Here is an 18,814-nt window from a genome sequence, read left to right as displayed (position 1 = left end):
AACGCCTCAGCGCCGATGATAGTGCGGATACCCGTGTGAAAGTAGGACACCGCCAGACTCCCCCACAAGAAGCCCAGCTCAGACGAGCTGGGCTTTGTGCTTTGTGGTGGGCGGCAGCCAGCACACCGGTGCAGTCTTGCCTGATTGCAGGCTGCGACCAACGTTGGCTGCACGCCGTGTCAGCGACGTCGACTCAATCATCGCGCCTGATGATGGACCGCTTTTCTGCCAGAATGTGGTTTTATCGTGACCGCTCCATCGCCCATGTCTTCCGTTGTAACTGCTTCGATCCCTCCCTCCGTGTCGCTGAATGGCGTGCCACAGGCGTTCGAGCATTTGTCAGATCGGGCAGAGTTTTGTCAGCCGATGCCAGGTGTGGAGCTGTATCGGGCACATATCGTCAGCCATGCTTTCGAGCCGCATACCCATGCGGCTTTCGGTCTGGGAGCGATTGAAAGCGGAGTGGAGCGCTTTCGTTATCACGGCAGTGAACATTTGGCTTCATCCGGCTCGCTGGTGCTGATGAATCCGGATGCGCTGCATACCGGTGAGGCGGCCACCGAACAGGGCTGGTGCTACCGCATGATCTATATCGATCCGGATGTGCTGGCGCGCGTCAGCGGCGAAGACGGCTGGTGGTTCGACGCTGCGGTCCGCCACGACCCTGCCATCGCGCAGCGGGTGGGCCAGCGTTTGGCGGCGTTGTGGCAGGCGGAGGAGCCGCTGGCATTCGATAGCCAGCTGTACGAGCTGCTGGCCGAGTTCCGTCCGCTGGCGCGGGTGCCGCGACCGGCGCGGCGCGAGGCCGATGTGCGGTTGACTGCCGTGCTGGACTTTCTGCACGCGCACCTTGCCGAGCGGTTGACGCTGGAACAGTTGGCCGCAGTTGCTGGCCTTAGCCCCTACCATTTTCTGCGCCGCTTCCGGGCGCAGTATCACGTTACGCCGCAGCAGATGCTGATGGCGCTGCGGCTGTACGAGGCCAAGCGCCTGCTGGCCACTGGTCTGCCGCCGGCGCAGGTGGCTGCCGCTGCCGGCCTTACTGATCAGTCGCATCTCAATCGCTGTTTTGTGCGTCGCTACGGTGTGACTCCGGCGCGTTATCAGCAACAGCTGCGCTTGCGCTAGCCATTCCTTTACGTATCCCGTTCATCGCAATCTGGTACAAGACCGCTGCCTTGCGGCCAACCTACACTGCCGGCAACGCAGACTGGAGGTGAGCATGTTGGCAGGAGTGTTGTATGCATTGGTGGCTGGCCTGATGTGGGGGCTGGTATTCGTGGCGCCACAGATGTTGCCGGAGTATCCGGCTGCCCTGTTGTCGGTGGGGCGCTATCTGGCATTCGGATTGATTGCCTTGCCGCTAGCCTGGGTGGATCGCGCAGGCTTGCGCGATTTGAGCCGTGCGGACTGGCTGGAGGCGCTCAAGCTCGCTGCAGTTGGCAATCTGCTGTACTACCTGTGCCTGGCTGGTGCCATCCAGCGTGCCGGTGGCCCGCTACCCACCATGCTGATCGGTACCTTGCCGGTGGTAATCGCCATCTGCGCCAATCTGCGCGACCACCAGCGTGACGGGCGTCTGCCCTGGCTGCGACTGCTGCCTTCGCTGTTGCTGATCGCCGTTGGTATCGCCTGTGTGAACAGCGTGGAACTGGACGCCTTGCGCCGCGACAGCGGGGTCGATCTGGGGCGCTATGTCAGTGGTGCGCTGCTGGCCTGCCTGGCGGTAGCCTGCTGGACCTGGTACCCGCTGCGCAATGCTGACTGGTTGCGCGACCATCCAGGTCGTAGCCCGCGCACCTGGGCCACGGCACAGGGTGTGGCCACCTTACCGCTGGCCTTGCTGGGTTTTGTGCTGCTGAACTTGCTGCCCGGTGCTGGCGACAGTGGTTTCGCCATGCCGCTGGGTCCGCAGCCGGTCCGTTTTCTGCTGCTGATGGCCGCCATCGGCTTGTTTGCCTCCTGGCTGGGGACCCTGTGCTGGAATGAGGCCAGCCAGCGCCTGCCTACCGCGCTGGTGGGGCAGTTGATCGTGTTTGAAACCTTGGCCGCATTGGCTTACGCCTACCTGTGGCGCAGCGAGTTCCCGGCATGGCTTACCTTGCTGGGAGTGCTGTTGCTGGTAGCCGGGGTACTGTGGGCGTTACGTGTCAAACCCGAGCTGGTAGCTGCAGAGGGGCATGCTGGCTGAGTTGCAGTGTTGTAAGAAAACATACAGGAAACGCACAAAAAACCAACAACTGAAATTTTTATTAAACATGCCCGTAACATGGCCTATATATTCTCTGGTGCTGGCCCGCGAGACAAAACCCGGCGCAATGCAGGGTACACGCGGAATCGCAGCCGCCACCGGTGGCTGCGGAGTTGTCTTTCCAAACACGAGGGAGTGGCAATACATGTTCAAGCAAGTTTCGAAATTATCCGCCGGTGCACTGCTGGTGGCATGTGCGTTCAATGCCAACGCCGCCGATTCCGTACTGCGCCTGCTGACCTGGGCCGACTACGCGCCACAGGCGGTGGTAGAGCAGTTCAAGAAGGAAACCGGCATCACCGTCGAGGTGACCCTGTCCAACAACGAGGAAATGATCTCCAAGCTGCGCGCCACCGGCGGTGCCGGCTTTGACCTGGCCAACCCCAGCCAGGACCGCATCACCGGCCCGGTGCGCGAGTTTGGCATCTACCGTCCTATCGACCTGTCCAAGGTCAAGACGGCCAATTTCATCCCTTCCATGCTGGCGTCCACCCAGAAAGTCACCGCGCTGGATGGCAAGGTATATGGCCTGCCGCTGTTCTGGGGTACCGATGGCCTGGTAGTGAACAGCGCCAAGAGCAAGGCCGCCGACTACGGTGATCTGTGCAGCCCGCAGTATGCCGGCAAGACCGCGGTGCGCCTGAAGCGCCCGACGCTGATCGCCCAGGCTTTCGCCATGGGCAAGGATCCGTTCAAGGCCTATGCCAATGCCAAGGAATACGAGGCAATCATGACCGCAGCCGGCAACAAGCTGATCAGCTGCAAGAAGAACCTCAAGTACTTCTGGGAAAGCAAGGATCAGCTGCTGAACGATATCCGTACCGGTGAGGTGGTGGCTGCGCAGATGTGGGATGCCGGTGGCTGGAAGCTGAACAGCGAAAACCCGGCGCTGAAGTTCGTGGCGCCCAAGTCCGGCGCGCTGGGCTGGGTGGATACCTTTGCCATCCCGGCCAAGGCCAAGAACCTGGATGCCGCTTACAAGTGGATCAACTTCATCACCCGTCCGGAAATCGCAGCCCAGGTGGCCAAGTCTGCTGGTAGCTTCACTGCGGTGAAGGGCGCCGAGAACTTCATGGATGCGCAGATGAAGAAGCAGCTGGCAGAGTCCTTCCCGCCGGCAGCGATGAAGAACATCAAGTGGTACCCGGCGATTCCGGCTGGTCTGGAAGAGATCGACGGCAAGGTGCTGGATCGCATCAAGGCTGCAAGCTAAGTCACTGCCGGCCACAGCCGTGGCTGGCAATTCTGCAAGGCCGCGTTCGCGGCCTTTCTTTTCTCTCCAATTTGAATGGGGCTCTTCATGCCGCATACCCCGCAACATGACGCCATCGACTTGTCGGTGCGTGGCGTCAGCAAACACTACACCGGTTTTACTGCCGTCGACCGGCTGAGCCTGGACGTGGCCAAGGGCAGCTTCTTTTCCATCCTCGGCCCCTCCGGCTGTGGCAAGACCACGCTGCTGCGCATGATCGCCGGCTTCATCGCCCCGGATGACGGCGATATCGTCATTGGCGGCCACAGCATGCACAACGTGGCGCCCAACCGTCGCCCGGTGAACATGGTGTTCCAGCACTTGGCGCTGTTCCCGATGATGTCGGTAGGCGACAACGTGGGCTACGGCCTGGCGCGCCGGGGCCTCGGCAAGGCCGAGATCCGTCGCCGCAGCGAAGCGATGCTGGAGCGTGTCGGTCTGCCCGGTACTGCGGGCAAGCGTATCGACCAGCTGTCCGGTGGCCAGAAGCAGCGCGTGGCGATTGCCCGCAGCCTGGTGCTGGAGCCGACCCTGCTGCTGCTGGACGAGCCGCTGGGGGCGCTGGATCTGAAACTGCGCGAACACATGAAGCTGGAGCTGAAGCAGCTGCAGCACGAGATCGGCACCACCTTTGTCTACATCACCCACGACCAGAGCGAGGCGCTGGTGATGTCCGACCAGGTGGCGGTAATGAACAAGGGCCGCTTCGAACAGGTGGGCACGCCGCAAGAGCTGTACTACCAGCCGGCCAGTGCCTTCGTGGCCGGTTTCGTCGGCAACAGCAACCGGCTGGAAGTTACGCTGTCCGGCGCAGGCGAGGGCGTGGCCGCCAGCGGTCTGCCGCTGAAGTTGGCCGCACAGCAGGACGATACCGGCGGCAGCCAGGCGCTGTTCATCCGCCCGGAAACCATTGCGTTGTCGCGGCATGAGGCCGATGTGGCGGCGTTCGACAACCGCCTGCCGTGCCGGGTGGAAACGCTGTATTTCGATGGCGCCAACTCCACGGTGCAGGTACGCGATGCCCGCTACGGCACGCCATTGCATGTGGCGCTGCCGCACACCGGCCAGCATGCCGATCTGCAGCCGGGCGAGACGGTATACCTCGGCATCCGCGCCGAGCATGCCAAGGCCTTCAGGGAGTGAGCGCCATGAACGTACTGGCTCCGCGCCGTCTTGGCCTGTTCCTGCTGCTGGCGCCCGCCGTACTGTGGCTGGCGCTGCTGATCCTGCTGCCGCACGTGGAGGTGGGTCTGCTGTCGTTCCGCGAGCGGGTCGGCCCCGGCGAATTCGCCCCCAGCCTCAAGCAGTATCTGACCTTTTTCGACGAGCCGCTGTACTGGCATACCTTCGTGCGTACCGCGCTGATGTCGGTGATCGTTACCGTGCTGGCGCTGCTGCTGGCGTTTCCGGTGGCATGGAGCATCGCCAAGGTGGCGCGCGGGCGGGTGCGCGCACTGCTGATGGCCGGCATCCTGCTGCCGTTCTGGGCCAGCGAGCTGGTGCGCATGCTGGGCTGGCTGATCCTGCTGCGTGGTTCCGGGGTGCTGCCGCAGCTATTGTTCCAGCTGGGCATTACCGCCGAGCCGGTGGAACTGCTGTACCACGATGCCACCATCCTGGTGGGGCTGGTGTATAGCTCGCTGCTATTCATGCTGGTGCCGCTGATCAATGCACTGGAAACGCTGGACGACAGCCTGATCGAGGCTGCCTATGACCTGGGCGGCAATCGGCTGGATATCCTGCGCCGCATCGTGGTGCCACATGCGGCGCCCGGCATTGCCGCCGGTTGCATCATGGTGTTCATGCTGACGCTGGGCAATTACCTGACGCCGGTGATCATGGGCGGCAAGAACTCGATGTGGTTCACCGAGCAGATCTATACCCAGTTCATCACCCGTTTCAACTGGGAGCAGGGCTCGGCCTTCGCCTTCCTGTTGCTGGGGCTGTCGTCGTTGCTGGTATGGCTGGGGCTGAAGCTCACCGGCCAGCGCTTTGCCGACTCCATGCGCCGTACCTGAGGAGCCTGACATGATTCCAAGCCTGCCGGACAACCGCTGGCTGCTGCGCGGCCGCACGCTGTACCTGGCCGTGTTCTTCCTGTTCCTGCTGCTGCCCTTGTCGGTGGTGGCGGTATTCGCCTTCAACGACTCGCTGTTTCCCACCCCGCCGTGGCAGGGCTTCACCCTGGACTGGTTCCTGGCCAATGGTAACGGCCGCACCGGCCTGCTGTTCGATAGCGAGCTGCTGGTCAGCATCTGGCATAGCTGCAAGGTTGCGTTCTGGGTGAGCCTGATTTCGGTACTGCTGGGTACCAGCAATGCTTTTGTGCTGGAGCGCGCCGAGTTCCGCGGCAAGGGCCTGTTCACCACCCTAATGCTGGTGCCACTGGTGATTCCTGGCGTGATTCTGGGGATTTCCATCCTGGCGTTTGCCAGCCAGATCGCCAACTTTCTCTACGACAGCTGGGAAATCGAGCTGGAGTGGCTGCGCCCCGGCTTGCCGCTGGTGGTGATGGGGCAGGTGTCCTACATCATCACCATCGCCACGCTGACCATCGCCGCGCGGCTGAAGCGCTTCGATACCTCGCTGGAGGAGGCCGCGCTGAACCTGGGCGCCAGCCGCTGGGAGATCCTGCGCACGATCACCCTGCCGTACCTGAAGCCGGCCATCATCGGCAGCGGTGCGGTAGCCTTCCTGCTGTCGTTCGAGAACTTCAACACTACGCTGATGCTGGTAGGTAGCGACAGTCCGCTCACCATCCTGATGTACGGCCGCATGCGCGAGGGTGCCTCGCCGGTGCTCAACGCTGTCAGCCTGGGGCTGATGCTGGTGTCGGCGCTGGCGGTGGTGCTGCTATACCTGCGCAAGCCCAAACAGCAGGCATGACGCCCTTGCGGCCAACCCCCGTGTAGGGTGGGCAAAGCGTAGCGTGCCCACCAGAACCACTTGCCGGTGGGCACGGCCTGCGGCCTTTGCCCACCCTACCTCAGCCCAGGCAGCCTGCCTGCACACGACTGGAGAACCCCATGCAAGACTGGCCTTACCCCTACCTGTTCGCCCACCGTGGTGGCGGAAAGCTGGCCCCGGAAAACACCCTGGCCGGCATGGCTACGGCGGTGCAGTACGGCTACGGCGCGGTGGAGTTTGACGTGAAACTGAGCCTGGACGGCGTGGCATTCCTGCTGCACGACGACACCCTGCAGCGCACCAGCAACGGCCATGGGTTGGCCGCAGAGCATGACATCGCCGCGCTGTCGCGGCTGGATGGCGGCAGCTGGTTCGCACCGCGCTTTGCTGGCGAGCCGCTGCCCACCTTCGCCACCATCGCCGCTTACTGCCGCGCACATCGCTTGCTGGCCAATGTCGAGATCAAACCCTGCCCGGGGCGCGAAGCGAAAACCGGCCGGGAGGTGGCGCTACTGGCCGCAGAGCTGTGGCAGGGCCACCCGGCACCGCCCTTGCTGTCGTCGTTTGCCTGGGAGGCGCTGCTGGCCGCGCGCGATGCCGCCCCGCAGCTGCCGCGTGGCTGGCTGATCGAGGAACAATGGCCTGAGGACTGGCCGGCGCGCCTGGCCGAGCTGCAGGCGGTATCGCTGCATAGTGACCACCAGCTGCTCACCGCCGAGCGCGTGGCGGTGGTACGCGCCGCCGGCTACCGCGTGCTGGCCTATACCGTGAACGATCCTGCTCGTGCCGCCGAACTGCGGCAGTGGGGCGTGGACGGCATCTTTACCGATGCGCTGGACCGGATCCGCCCTGAGTCGTAGCAAGCTGTCACCCCTACCCGGTTGGCGTGGCATCAGCAGGTGACCACGCCAGCCGTTTGGTGTCCTTCTGTCCTGGCAGTCATCCTGTGGCCACTTCTCCTATCGCCCGCCTATTGGTGGGCGATTTTCATGCTGCCTTCCATCACCGCTTCGCTTACCTGCTGTACCACCATGGCTGTCCTGTGGCGCGTTGCCTGCTTCCGGGTAAGTGCGGGCGGTCTTTCCGGTTTTCTCTCTTCGGCAAGCGATTGGCTTGTTGCCTCATCTACTAAATCAATACTGCTATTTAATACCTTATTGTTTTTATTTGGCATGGCTTATGAATTTACGATGCATTCAAATGGCTGTTTCAAGCCATTGATTAATTTTTTGGCTGTTGCATAAGTGCTGCGTAATTAAAGCTTTGCTTTCAAATGACGGCATTCGGCTTAAATCTATTTGTTTATATAGATGCTGTTTGAAACTGCCTGCGTAGATTTTGAACAGTATTGGGATGAATCTTATGTGGTTGACTGCCATGCTACGTTGTACTGACCAATATTCGCAGCGATATTGCTGGTGCTGAAAAAACGGGGTGGCTTATGTTGTGACAGTCGATGACGTAAATGGATTCAGGCTTGCCGATTTATGCGAATGCTATGACGACACGATTTACTGTTTTTCCTTATGTCTAGTAGATAAATGCAGCAGCAACAGAAACTGGCATTGCCAATAATTGCTCACGATTTGTTTGCTCGTGCCGCGTGCCAGGTCAACAACGATTTCCGTGCTGCATTGGTTGCTGGCACAGAAGCGAGTGCAGGCGTTTTTTGCGTTAGGCCTTTGGACGTAAGTTCCCGAGTTTTGCCGGCAACGCATAAATATCCAGCTCGTGCGCTGACTGTGGGGGGGCGATATTGCAGTCAGCTAATGCAGTCACGGCAAATTTTATTTTGGAGGTGGAATATATAATGCGATGGGGCTCTGACAAAGTTGCGGGCTGGCAGCGAAAATCAAGGCTGACTCTGCACTTGGTGGTATTGCTGCTGGGTGTGACAACAGCGATGGAGGTGAAGGCGACGGGTTGTGTGCCCACTGCGGGTACGTCGTTTTTCTACAATCTTCCATTCCCAGCTACGATGCGGCTACCAGCCAATAAGCCGATAGGTTCGATCTTGCAGGATACTGGCTGGGTCAGCCCGCCCAGCTTCTCCCAGGGCAAGTTCAGCTGCTCCGATAATTATTTTATTCGCTATTCCTATAAAATGACTTCGGCAACCAATCCTTTGGTTCCTGGTAGTAGCGATATTATCCAAACTGGCATACCAGGTATTGGCCTGCGCATGTGGGCAAGTGCTGATGTATCTGGCGGGCGTCCGGTGGCGATGACGCCTTGGCCCGGAACGTATGAGAACTACTCGACTACACGTATTGGTATTACCATTGGCCCCTTGCCCTCCATGAGGGCACAATTGATCGTGACTGGCCCGATTTCGGCGGGAACCACTAACTTTCCGGCTAGTGATCCAAATCACCCAATTGGTTTTATTGATTTTAGTGACCGCAGTATGAATACTGTCAGTACTGCAGGTTGGGGAAATATGTATATCAGCAATAGCGTAACGGTAACTGCGGCTTCCTGCACGATCAATGCGCCGAATAACCGTGCAGTAAATCTGGCGCCGGTAGCCGCCAATAGTTTCAGCGCGGTGGGAGCCACTGCCGGCAGTGGTAGCTTTACTCTGAGCCTGAATTGCATGTCCGGCACCAAGGTTTACATGACCATGACTGACAGCACGAATCCAGGCAATACCAGCAATGTGCTTTCCCTGGCTGCCGGTTCCACTGCCACCGGGGTTGGTTATCAGCTAAGCCATCCTAATGGCGTAGTATCTTATGGCCCGGATTCCAATGTTGCAGGCAATACCAATCAATTCTGGGTAGCCGATGTCGGAGGCACTAACAGCACCGTGAATATTCCGTTTTCCGTGAAGTATGTGCGTACCGGAACGGTAGGCCCTGGTACGGCAAATGCCGTGGCAACGTATAACGTGAGTTACCAGTAACAATAACAGCACCTGTGGGCAGGGGATGTCAAACAGACACCACCAGCTGATTTGACGACGGGGGTGTGGTGTCAAAACAAGGCAGTCCATACGGGCTGCTGATACGGCAGAAAGCAACGGCTGTCCAAGCTGTTGTGGTGATATCACCGGGATAGCAAAGAGGGATATTCTGCCATTCGAGGTTGGCCGCATGCGGCCAACCTTTTTTACGTACCAGCCCTTATTCCGCCCTGGCTGGTGTTTACTACGCCTGTCGCTGCGAACCGGGCGGCGGTTTCAATGCAGGTATATGCCATCCGGCCGTGGCGCTTCCACTGCCAGCGGTACGCCCTGTATTTCGCGCAGCGAGGCTTCGATATTGTGGCTCATGGCTGCCAGTGGCAGGTCGTTGCCTTCCTTGCCGAATGGCTCTTCCAGCTCGTCGCCCAGCGTATCCAGCGCCAGGAAGGTATAGGCCACGAACACCGCGATCAGCGGCGTGAGCCAGCCGATGCTGCTGGCGAGGCCAATGGGCAGCAGCATGCAGTAGATGGTGACGGTGCGGTTCAGTAGCACGCGGTAGGTAAACGGAATCGGCGTGTTGCTGATGCGCTCGCAGCCACCCTGGGCTTCCACCAGCGCATCCATATTCTTGTCCAGGCTCTGCCACTGCCAGTCACTGATGGCAGCGTTTCGGCGCAAGTCGGCCAGCAGCTGTTGCAGCCAGGCGGCAATCAGCGCCGGCTGGTTGTCGGCAGCTCGCACCCGCTGATACTGGGCCTGCGGCAGCAGCCGCTGCAGATGGTTGCTGACATCATCCTGGCGCAGGTGGCCTTTCAGCGCGTAGACAAAGGCGCAGACGCCATCGATCAGCAGCGGGGTCTGAGGTGCGGCTGGTGCCAGCGCCAGGCTTTTGCCGGCTAGCTCGCGACCGGCAATCAGCAGCACCCCCCACAGCTTGCGCGCCTCCCAGAAGCGCTCGTAGCTGGCCGAGTTGCGAAAACCCAGGAAGATGGCCAGCGATACGCCCAGCAAGGTGAAGATGTAGATGTTCAATGACGACTGCGCGTGCCGGCTCACCCACCACGGCGCGGACCAGCTGGCCAGCAGCGAAATGACCAGCACCAGGGTCAGGCGGCTGAGAATGCGTGGTACGACGGAACCACGCCAGATGAACAGCAGGCGAAACCAGTGGTAGCGGGGGCGAACGATCATGATGCAGGCAGCAGGCGGGTAGGGGTAGTCATCATAGGCGCTATGCTGCAGTGCGGTAAACACGCAGGCCGCAGCGGTATGGATAAATGCTTGATTTGCGGCAATGGCAGTCGGCTGGTGCTGGGCTAAGGTCGGTGCGTTTTGCTTGCAAGGATTTTCACCATGCCGCTTCCGGAACTGGTCTGCCCGGCGGGCAGCCTGCCTTCGCTCAAGGCCGCGGTCGACAATGGCGCCGACTGCGTGTACTTCGGCCTGAAGAACGACACCAATGCCCGCAACTTCGCCGGGCTGAATTTCGACGAAAAAACCGCCGCCGAGGGCATACGCTACGCTCGTGCCAAGGGGGTGAAGACGCTGCTGGCGATCAATACCTTCGCCCAGCAGGCTGACACGGCCCGCTGGCAACGCGCGGTGGACGAAGCCGCCGACCTGGGGGTGGACGCGGTGATCCTGGCCGATTTCGGCCTGCTGGATTACGCCAGCCGCCGCCATCCGGACTTGCGTCTGCACCTGTCGGTACAGGGCTCGGCCAGTAATTACGAAGCGGTCAACATGGCGCAGCAGCTGTTCGGCGTGCAGCGCGCGGTGCTGCCGCGGGTGCTCACTCTGGCACAGGTGGAGCAGGTGATTGCCAACACCAATGTCGAGATCGAAGTGTTCGGCTTTGGCAGCCTGTGCGTGATGGTGGAAGGCCGCTGCCTGCTGTCCAGCTACGCCACCGGCCAGTCGCCCAACACCCACGGCGTGTGCTCGCCGGCGCGTTTCGTGCGCTGGGAGGAGGGTGCGCAAGGCATGGATGCCCGACTGAACGGCATCCTGATCGACCGCTACGCGCCGGACGAACCCAGCGGCTACCCCACGCTGTGCAAGGGCCGCTTCGAGGTGGAAGGCAGCACTGGCTACGCGCTGGAAGAGCCCACCAGCCTCAACGTGTTGCCCCTGCTGCCGGAGATCCTGCGTATCGGCGTGGCCGCCATCAAGGTGGAAGGTCGCCAGCGCAGCCCGGCCTACGTGGCGCAAGTTACCCGCGTGCTGCGCCAAGCGCTGGACAAGGCCGCGCAGGGCGGCCGCCACGCCGACCCGCTGGCCATGGCCACGCTGGGCAAGCTCTCCGAGGGCCAGCAAGTCACGCTGGGCGCCTACAACCGACCATGGAAATGACCACCATGCCACTCCCGCTGCAACTGGTGCTGGGGCCGCTGCTGTACTTCTGGCCGCGCGACCAGGTAATGAACTTCTACGCCGAGGCCAGCAGCTGGCCGCTTGAGCGGCTGTACTTGGGCGAGGTGGTGTGTTCGCGCCGCCAGCAGCTACGCACCCAGGACTGGATCGCGCTTGCCGCCGATATCGCCGCCAGCGGCAAGCAGGCGGTGTTGTCCAGCCAGGCGCTGCTGGAAAGCGAATCCGACCTCAAGCGGCTGCGCAAGCTGATCGACAACGGCGCGGCACTGGTGGAGGCCAACGATGCCGGCGCGGTGCACCTGCTGCAGCAGCGCCGGCTGCCATTTGTTGCCGGCCCGCACCTGAACATCTACAACAGCGACACCCTGCGGCTGTACCGCCGGCTGGGCGCCGAGCGCTGGGTGCCGCCGGTGGAAATGCCGGGCGTCACCGTGCGTCTGATCGCGCAGGCTAATCCGGACATCGAAACCGAGGTGTTCGCCTGGGGCCGGCTGCCGCTGGCGTTCTCCTCGCGCTGCTTTACCGCGCGTCACTACCAGCTGAACAAGGACGATTGCCAGTTCCGCTGCCTGGAGCATCCGGACGGCATGACGCTGGCCACGCGCGAGTCGCAGGACTTCCTCGCCATCAACGGTATCCAGACCCAGTCTGCCGGCTGCCACAGCCTGCTGGCCGACATTGCCGCTTTGCCGGCACACGGTGTGCATGCGCTGCGCATCAGCCCGCAGCACCAGCAGCTGGCACAGGTGGTGCAGGCCTTTGCCGCCGCCATTGCCGGCCAGGCACCGGCGCTGGATGTCGCCACACTGGCACCGGGCCCGCTGGCCAATGGCTACTGGCATGGCGAGGCTGGCATTGTATTGAAGGAGGTGGCCCATGGCTGTGCCTGATCTGAAAGTCCCAGCCGCGCTTGCGCGCGTGCTGGGCAAGCTGCCGGCCACGCCGCCGGCCTGGGGTATGGTGCGCATGCTCAACCTGTTGGCCGCACGCGGCGTGCTGCCGGTGGATCACGGTTTGCTGGCCGGGCGCCAGTTCTGCATTCGCGTGCTGGATGCCGGCATCAGCCTGCATTTCGCCAGCGATGGCAGCCGCTTTGTCAGCAGCAGTGCCGACACCCCGCATGATCTGCTGCTGGCGGCCAACCTGACCGACTTTGCCCGGTTGATGCTGCGCGAGGAGGATCCGGACACGCTGTTCTTCAATCGCCGTTTGCGTATTGAAGGCGATACTGAGCTGGGGCTGACGGTGAAGAACCTGCTAGATAGCGTGGACTGGCAGAATACGCCGCTGGCGCGCTTCATGGCGGTGTAGCGGTAGCGGCGCTGGCCAGGTTCGCGGTCCTGGCGGCGCCTCCATTGCCGGTTTTACCCATGTCTTGCCGCGGCATCGGGCTTGTCGAGACAGCTGCCTGCCGCGCGGCTCCCTCTTTATCCCCCCCTGTACCCGTTCTTGCCAGCCCCGGCACGGCTGTTGATGTTGCGGCAAGTGTGTGTATCTACTTGACAAAAAGTTTGAATCCCGCAGAGTTGTTGCCAAGTATTGATAATGTTGCCTTATTGATATAAGTCAAAGGCGATGTCTGTCGGCTCGCGACAATGCCGTGCCCGGCCAGGCTGGCCACGCCAGCCTGATGTCCGTGTGATCATATTCTCACCTTGGAAACCGCATGCAGACCACACCACTGCTGTTCGTGATTGATGACGACTCGCTGACTGCGCAGATGATAGAGGATGTGCTTGGGGAGCAATTCCGGGTTCGCGCCTACCTTGACCCGCTGCTCGCCCTGCAGCAGGTAGCGCAGGAGCAGCCGGACATCATCCTGCTGGACATCAATATGCCGCAGATGGATGGCTACGAGGTGTGTCGGCGGCTGAAGGCAGACTTCGACAGCCAGGATATTCCGGTGATGTTCCTGTCCGGCTTGACCACGCTGGAAGACCGCATGGCCGCTTATGATGCCGGCGGTCAGGATTTCATGGCCAAGCCACTGGAGCTGGCCCTGCTTGGTGCCAAGCTGGATGCCATGTTGCAGCATCGCCAGCAGCGGGAGGCCCTGGTGCAACAGGCCAGTTACGCCACGGCAACAGCCATGACGGCCATGAGCAATGCGGCTGAGATGGGACAGGTGGTGCAGTTCGCACGCAAGGTGATGCTGTGCCAGGACATGCCATGTCTGGCGCGGGAGCTGCTGGATGCCGCTGCCAGCTATGGTCTGTCTGCGGCGGTGGCGCTGCGTAACGAGAGTGGCTCCCTGGAGATGAACCAGGAGGGAGAGCTTAGTGCCATGGAATCCGGCGTGCTGCAGCTGATTGCCAGCTGCGGCCGTATCGTTGCCATGGGGCAGCGCGCCGCCTTCAACTATGGCGGTGTCACGCTGATGATTCGCAATATGCCGCAGGATGACGAGGACAGGCGTGGCCGGCTGCGTGACAATCTGGCCGCCGTGGCGGAGTTGGCCGCAGCACGGCTGGAAACCCTGGTGCTGGCCGACCTGGCAGCCTCACGGCTGGATATGCTGAAACTGCAGCAGCAGATTGTCGAACGCGAGGCTTGCCTGCGCCGGGTGCTGACCAGCGTGCAGGCTGGTATCGGCGCGATGGAACAGCAGCGTCGCGATGACCGCTTCGCGGCCACCGCCTTGTTGGAGAGCATGCTTGGCGATCTGGAGCGGGAATATGTCCACCTGGGGCTGACGGATATCCAGGAGGCCAACCTGAGCAATCTGTTGCGTGCCGCCAGTAACCGCATTCTTTCCTTGTACGGTGGCGATTTTCAGGGGCTGGAAAGCCTCAAGCAGGTGCTGGCCGAGATGCCGCTGCAGGCAGATTGACCCTGATTTATGCGCATCCAGTATCGGCTTCTGCAGTGGTTTGTGCTGGGTAGCCTGCTGCCGATCCTGCTGGTGGGGGGGGGGCGTATCGGCATTTCGAGACCCAGTATCGCGACTCCGCCCTGACTCAGCTGCAGGGCCTGCTCAGTGTCCGCTTGCACGAAGTCGCCGCCTGGTGGGCCGGGCAGATGGGCATTGTGCGGATGCTGACTGCGGATCCGAATCTGCTTGACTGCGTGCAGCAGCTTGCCGGTGGCGCCAGTGGGATGCACTCGGAGGATTGCGCGCCGTTGCGTACCGTGGGCCAGCTGCCCAGCCAGCTGGAGGTATTGCTGCTGAGCCCGCAGGGCAAGGTATTGTTCAGCGGGCAGCATCGCCAGTGGCGTGGGCTTAACCTGATGGACGCCGCGCAATCCTCGCCCCGGCTGGCCCGGCAGCTGCGGCAATTGCACGATTTGCCTGTGGATGGCACCAGTTTCATTCCCTATGGGCACTTCGCGCCGGCCCATGAATATGCCGCCTTCTGGCTGGCGCCGCTGCTGCGGCAGGGCAAGCTGCAAGGCTTCCTGTTGTTGCGGGTCAGCGACGAGGATGTCCGGGGGATGACTGATGATTATGCCGGCCTGGGCGAGGATGGCGAGAACCTGCTGGTGAGTCTGCAGGAGAACGGTGATGCCTTGGTGATCGCGCCATTGCGCCACACGCCGCATGCCGCCTTCAGGCTGAAGATCGATCGCGCCAGACAGGCCGGGCAGGAAATGTGGCAGTCGCTGGAAGGCGGGATGGGGGCCGGCAGCGGGCAGGACTACCGTGGCCGGCAGGTACTGGCCGCCTGGGCCGCCGTGCCCGTACTGGGCGGCGCCATCATGGTGACGCGCGACGAAGCGGCGGTCATGGCGCCGTTAGTGCAGCAACGCAACCAGCTGCTGGTGCTGTTGTTGCTGGTGTCTGCTGCCGCCGGCGTGGTCGCCTTCTCGCGAGCCCGCCGGCTGGTGGTACCGGTCAGCCGGCTGATGGAAGCCAGCCTGCGCATCAGCCGGGGGGAGCCGGAGGTACGGCTGCCGGCGCTGGAGGGCGAGGAGTTCGCCGTGCTGGGCCGTACATTCAATGCCATGGCGGAGCAGATAGAGCGCAACCAGCAGCAAAGACAGTCGCAGCTGGAGGACGCCGAGCGGATGGCCCGCCTTGGCTACTGCATTGCCAACAGTGATGGCCGGCCTGACGAGTGGACCGTGCAGCTGTACCACATCCTGGAGTACCCCACCAATCAGCCCCCGCAGATAGCCGACTTGCTGCAGCGCATTCACCCGGAGGACTTGCCGCGTGTGCTGCTGGCCCATGCGGCCAACATCAAGGATGGCTATGAGGTGGAGTACCGGCTGTTGCTGCCGGATGCGCGGATCAAGTACCTGCGAGAAGTCGGTCGTCACGAATTCGACAGCAACGGCCTGCCATTGCGCCGCGTGGCGGTGATACAGGATGTGACCGCGGCACGGCAGATGCTGCTGGAGATGCACGCCGCGCGTGAAGCGCTGGCCGTGGAGCGGCTGGCAAGGGCGGAGGAGGCGATCAGCCATGCCGAGGCCAAGGCGCAAGCCATTCTGCAGGCGATGAGCGACGGGGTGTTCGGCCTGGCTACGGATGGACGAGTGGTGTTTTGCAATGCGGCTGCCGGCAGCTTGCTGGGCGATTCGCAAGCCGGGCTGGTCGGTCGACCGCTGGACGACATCCTGCAGCAGTACAACGCCTATGGGCAGCATCTGGGCGAGCCATTACCCCTGCTGGGCGCGCTGCGGCAGGGCAAACCATGCAACAGCCACCAGGAGCAGTTCGGCAGCCCGCAGCGCAGCATGTTCCCGGTGTTCTACCAGTTGAACATGCTGCACAACCCCATTGGCGAGCTGGCCGCCGTACTGCTGTTCCGCGATATCTCGCAGCAACGTGCCAATGAGGTGCGGCTGGAGCAGATGTCGCGGGCCGTAACCCAAAGCCCGGCCGGGGTCATGATCACCAATACGCAAGGGATTATCGAATTCGTCAATCCTCGGCTGTTGCAGATGACTGGCTACCGGGAAGACGAGCTGCTGGGGCAGCTGCCCAGCATGCTCAAGAGCGGGAAAGCGGCATCGGCGCTGTACACCGAGCTGTGGCGCACCCTGCTGGCGGGTGAGAGCTGGAAAGGCGAGCTGCTCAACCGGCGCAAGGATGGCCGCGAGTACTGGGTAATGCAGATGATCTCGCCGATCTGGGACAGCAACGGGCAATTGACCCACTATATCAGCGTGCAGGAAGACATCACGGCCCAGAAGCAGATGGCGGAGCACCTGCAGGAGGCCGTGGCCGCGGCGGAAAGCGCCACCGCGGCAAAAAGCGCCTTCCTGGCCAATATGAGCCACGAGATCCGTACCCCGATGAACGCCATCATCGGTCTTTCCGACCTGGCCATGCGCGAGCAGCTGCCCGCCCGGGCACACGATTACCTCGGCAAGGTGGTGCGCTCGGCGCGAGGCCTGCTGGAAATCATCAATGACATCCTGGATTTTTCCAAGATCGAATCCGGCAAGCTCAGCGTCGAGCAGGTGCCATTTGTACTGGAGGACGTGCTGGAATCGCTGGCCGACGTGCTGGCCATGCGCCTGGATGGCAAGCCACTGGAGCTGGTGTTCGATATCGATGCCGGGGTGCCCGGCCACTGGCGTGGCGACCCACTGCGGCTGGGGCAGGTATTGCTGAATCTTCTGGGCAATGCCGTCAAGTTCACTGCCAGCGGCTTTGTGGTGCTGACCGTGCGCTGGCGCGATGCGCGCCTGCATTTCGATGTGCGCGACAGCGGTATCGGCATGAGTGCAGAGCAGCTGGAAAGACTGTTCCGACCGTTTTCCCAGGCGGATGTGTCCACGCAGCGACGTTATGGCGGCAGCGGACTTGGCTTGGTGATCTCCAACCAGCTGGTGCGGCTGATGGGCGGCGATGGGCTGCAGGCTGCGTCGCAAACTGGCGCAGGCAGCAGCTTCTCCTTCAGCCTGCCATTGCAAGCATTGCCGGCACCGGCTGTTGCCGGCTGGCGGCCAGCTGGCCGGCTGTTCCATGCCCGCCTCAGTGAGCTGTGCCGCAGCTGGCTGCTGCCATGTAGCCAGACGATGGGTATCGATACCTTGCAGGTCGACTCCCGCTCCCAGCTGCATGCGCTGCTGCAGGACTGGAATCCTCAGGATGTACTGCTGCTGGATAGCGATGCCGCCGACTGGCGCGAACTGGTCGACAATCTGCCATGGCCGGCCACCGCCAAGCTGATCCTGCTGAGTCGCCACCATGTCAGCTCCGCCGAGCTGCTGGCGCTGTCCTCCTGCAGCCTGCCGGTAAGTGAAGTCTGGCTCAAACCGCTGACCTTGGGCCGCCTGTCCAGGGCGTTGCAGCGGCTGGCTGCAGAGGATGTCACGCCGGATGGCAAGCTTGGCGCTGCGTTGCCGCGGCTGGATGGCTGCCTGGTGCTGGTGGTGGATGACGTAGCGCTGAACCAGGAAGTGGCGGCGGCATATCTGCAGGAGGCCGGCGCGCTGGTGAGCTTTGCGGCCAACGGGGAAGAAGCCCTGCAGCTGCTGGCACAGGGCCTGCCGGACGTGGTGCTGATGGATTGCCACATGCCGGTGATGGATGGTTTTGCCGCCACCCGCGCCATCCGTGCCAATCCGGCATGGCAGGGGCTGAAGGTGATTGCCCTTACCGCCAATGCGCTCACTGGTAGCCGCGAAGAAGCACTGGAGGCAGGTATGGACGATTACATCAGCAAGCCGCTAGACCCACAGCAGCTGTTCGCGGTGTTGCAGCGTGCAGGCCTGCAGCCGCGCGAGCCGGCGCCGGCAGCGCCGGCGGCGGTCGGGAAAGCGTCACAAGACGCGACCGTGGATGTCTGGCAGCAACTGCGCCAGGCCGGCGTGAATGTGGAAGATGGCATTGCCCGCGCCGTGGAGCGGCCGGACATCTATCGAAAATGGCTGCTGATGTTCGCCCGCAATTGCGCCGATTTCCGGGAGCAGACCGATGCCGCACTGGCGGCCGGCGATGCGACGCTGCTGCATCGGCTGGTGCATACGGTGAAAGGCGCTGCGGCCAACGTCAGCGCCGATGTCGTGGTCAGTCATGCCCTGGCGCTGGAGGCGGTATTGCATGGCGGGCAGGGTCAGCAGGAGCAGGCTGCCGCGCTGGCACAGCTGCAGCAGGTGCTGGACACGGTACAGCAGGCGGTGCTGACCCTGGAAAGGGAGTAGGGAGCTGGCGCTGCCACCAGTTCCC

Annotated in this window: 15 protein-coding genes; 14 read left to right on the top strand and 1 reads right to left on the bottom strand. The window is 62.2% G+C overall.

Annotation, left to right across the window (positions count from 1 at the left end; translation table 11 throughout):
• Positions 1–264 precede the first annotated feature (264 nt).
• The 9 genes from ACFOKJ_RS04695 (at position 265) to ACFOKJ_RS04655 (ending at position 9,315) form a co-directional block, all read left to right on the top strand.
• Positions 265–1,128, top strand: coding sequence for an AraC family transcriptional regulator (locus ACFOKJ_RS04695; RefSeq protein ID WP_390276967.1), 864 nt, complete (start codon positions 265–267; stop codon positions 1,126–1,128).
• 94 nt (positions 1,129–1,222) lie between these two features.
• Positions 1,223–2,191, top strand: coding sequence for a DMT family transporter (locus ACFOKJ_RS04690; RefSeq protein ID WP_390276966.1), 969 nt, complete (start codon positions 1,223–1,225; stop codon positions 2,189–2,191).
• A gap of 205 nt (positions 2,192–2,396) precedes the next feature.
• Positions 2,397–3,464: an extracellular solute-binding protein gene (locus ACFOKJ_RS04685; protein WP_390276965.1), complete on the top strand. Its 1,068-nt coding sequence runs from the start codon at positions 2,397–2,399 to the stop codon at positions 3,462–3,464.
• Between the two features lie 87 nt (positions 3,465–3,551).
• Positions 3,552–4,646 (top strand): ABC transporter ATP-binding protein, encoded by a 1,095-nt coding sequence (locus tag ACFOKJ_RS04680; protein WP_390276964.1) that lies wholly within the window; start codon positions 3,552–3,554, stop codon positions 4,644–4,646.
• Positions 4,647–4,651: 5 nt separating this feature from the next.
• Positions 4,652–5,521, top strand: coding sequence for an ABC transporter permease (locus tag ACFOKJ_RS04675; RefSeq protein ID WP_390276963.1), 870 nt, complete (start codon positions 4,652–4,654; stop codon positions 5,519–5,521).
• Positions 5,522–5,531: 10 nt separating this feature from the next.
• On the top strand, positions 5,532–6,389 hold the full coding sequence (locus ACFOKJ_RS04670; RefSeq protein WP_390276961.1) for an ABC transporter permease: 858 nt from the start codon (positions 5,532–5,534) through the stop codon (positions 6,387–6,389).
• A 140-nt stretch (positions 6,390–6,529) separates the two neighbouring features.
• The gene (gene ugpQ, locus ACFOKJ_RS04665) at positions 6,530–7,270 is read left to right on the top strand and encodes a glycerophosphodiester phosphodiesterase (protein WP_390276960.1); all 741 of its coding nucleotides are present in this window, start codon (positions 6,530–6,532) and stop codon (positions 7,268–7,270) included.
• A 129-nt stretch (positions 7,271–7,399) separates the two neighbouring features.
• Positions 7,400–7,654 (top strand): hypothetical protein, encoded by a 255-nt coding sequence (locus tag ACFOKJ_RS04660; RefSeq protein ID WP_390276959.1) that lies wholly within the window; start codon positions 7,400–7,402, stop codon positions 7,652–7,654.
• A 566-nt stretch (positions 7,655–8,220) separates the two neighbouring features.
• Positions 8,221–9,315: a fimbrial protein gene (locus tag ACFOKJ_RS04655; RefSeq protein ID WP_390276958.1), complete on the top strand. Its 1,095-nt coding sequence runs from the start codon at positions 8,221–8,223 to the stop codon at positions 9,313–9,315.
• A 276-nt stretch (positions 9,316–9,591) separates the two neighbouring features.
• Here ACFOKJ_RS04655 and ACFOKJ_RS04650 read toward each other — a convergent pair whose 3' ends face one another.
• Positions 9,592–10,572 (bottom strand): bestrophin family protein, encoded by a 981-nt coding sequence (locus ACFOKJ_RS04650; protein WP_390276957.1) that lies wholly within the window; start codon positions 10,570–10,572, stop codon positions 9,592–9,594.
• Between the two features lie 99 nt (positions 10,573–10,671).
• On the opposite strand from ACFOKJ_RS04650, the gene ubiU reads away from it, so the two are divergent.
• The 5 genes from ubiU (at position 10,672) to ACFOKJ_RS04625 (ending at position 18,789) form a co-directional block, all read left to right on the top strand.
• Positions 10,672–11,670: a ubiquinone anaerobic biosynthesis protein UbiU gene (ubiU, locus tag ACFOKJ_RS04645; protein ID WP_390276956.1), complete on the top strand. Its 999-nt coding sequence runs from the start codon at positions 10,672–10,674 to the stop codon at positions 11,668–11,670.
• 5 nt (positions 11,671–11,675) lie between these two features.
• Positions 11,676–12,581 carry a U32 family peptidase gene (locus ACFOKJ_RS04640; RefSeq protein ID WP_390276955.1) on the top strand — a complete coding sequence of 302 codons (906 nt, stop codon included), beginning with the start codon at positions 11,676–11,678 and terminating at the stop codon, positions 12,579–12,581.
• Complete coding sequence (gene ubiT / locus ACFOKJ_RS04635; protein WP_390276954.1) at positions 12,568–13,002, top strand: ubiquinone anaerobic biosynthesis accessory factor UbiT; 435 nt, start codon at positions 12,568–12,570, stop codon at positions 13,000–13,002. The genes ACFOKJ_RS04640 and ubiT overlap by 14 nt, the downstream gene beginning before the upstream one ends.
• A gap of 355 nt (positions 13,003–13,357) precedes the next feature.
• On the top strand, positions 13,358–14,521 hold the full coding sequence (locus ACFOKJ_RS04630; protein ID WP_390276952.1) for a response regulator: 1,164 nt from the start codon (positions 13,358–13,360) through the stop codon (positions 14,519–14,521).
• Positions 14,522–14,724: 203 nt separating this feature from the next.
• Positions 14,725–18,789, top strand: a complete 4,065-nt coding sequence (locus tag ACFOKJ_RS04625) for a PAS domain-containing protein (RefSeq protein ID WP_390276951.1) — start codon at positions 14,725–14,727, stop codon at positions 18,787–18,789.
• The last annotated feature ends 25 nt before the right edge of the window (positions 18,790–18,814 follow it).

It is taken from the genome of Vogesella amnigena, from assembly GCF_042648905.1.
GTDB classification, from domain to species: domain Bacteria; phylum Pseudomonadota; class Gammaproteobacteria; order Burkholderiales; family Chromobacteriaceae; genus Vogesella; species Vogesella amnigena.
The sequence above is the reverse complement of the archived record's forward strand: the minus strand, read 5'-3'. Positions and strand labels throughout refer to the sequence as shown.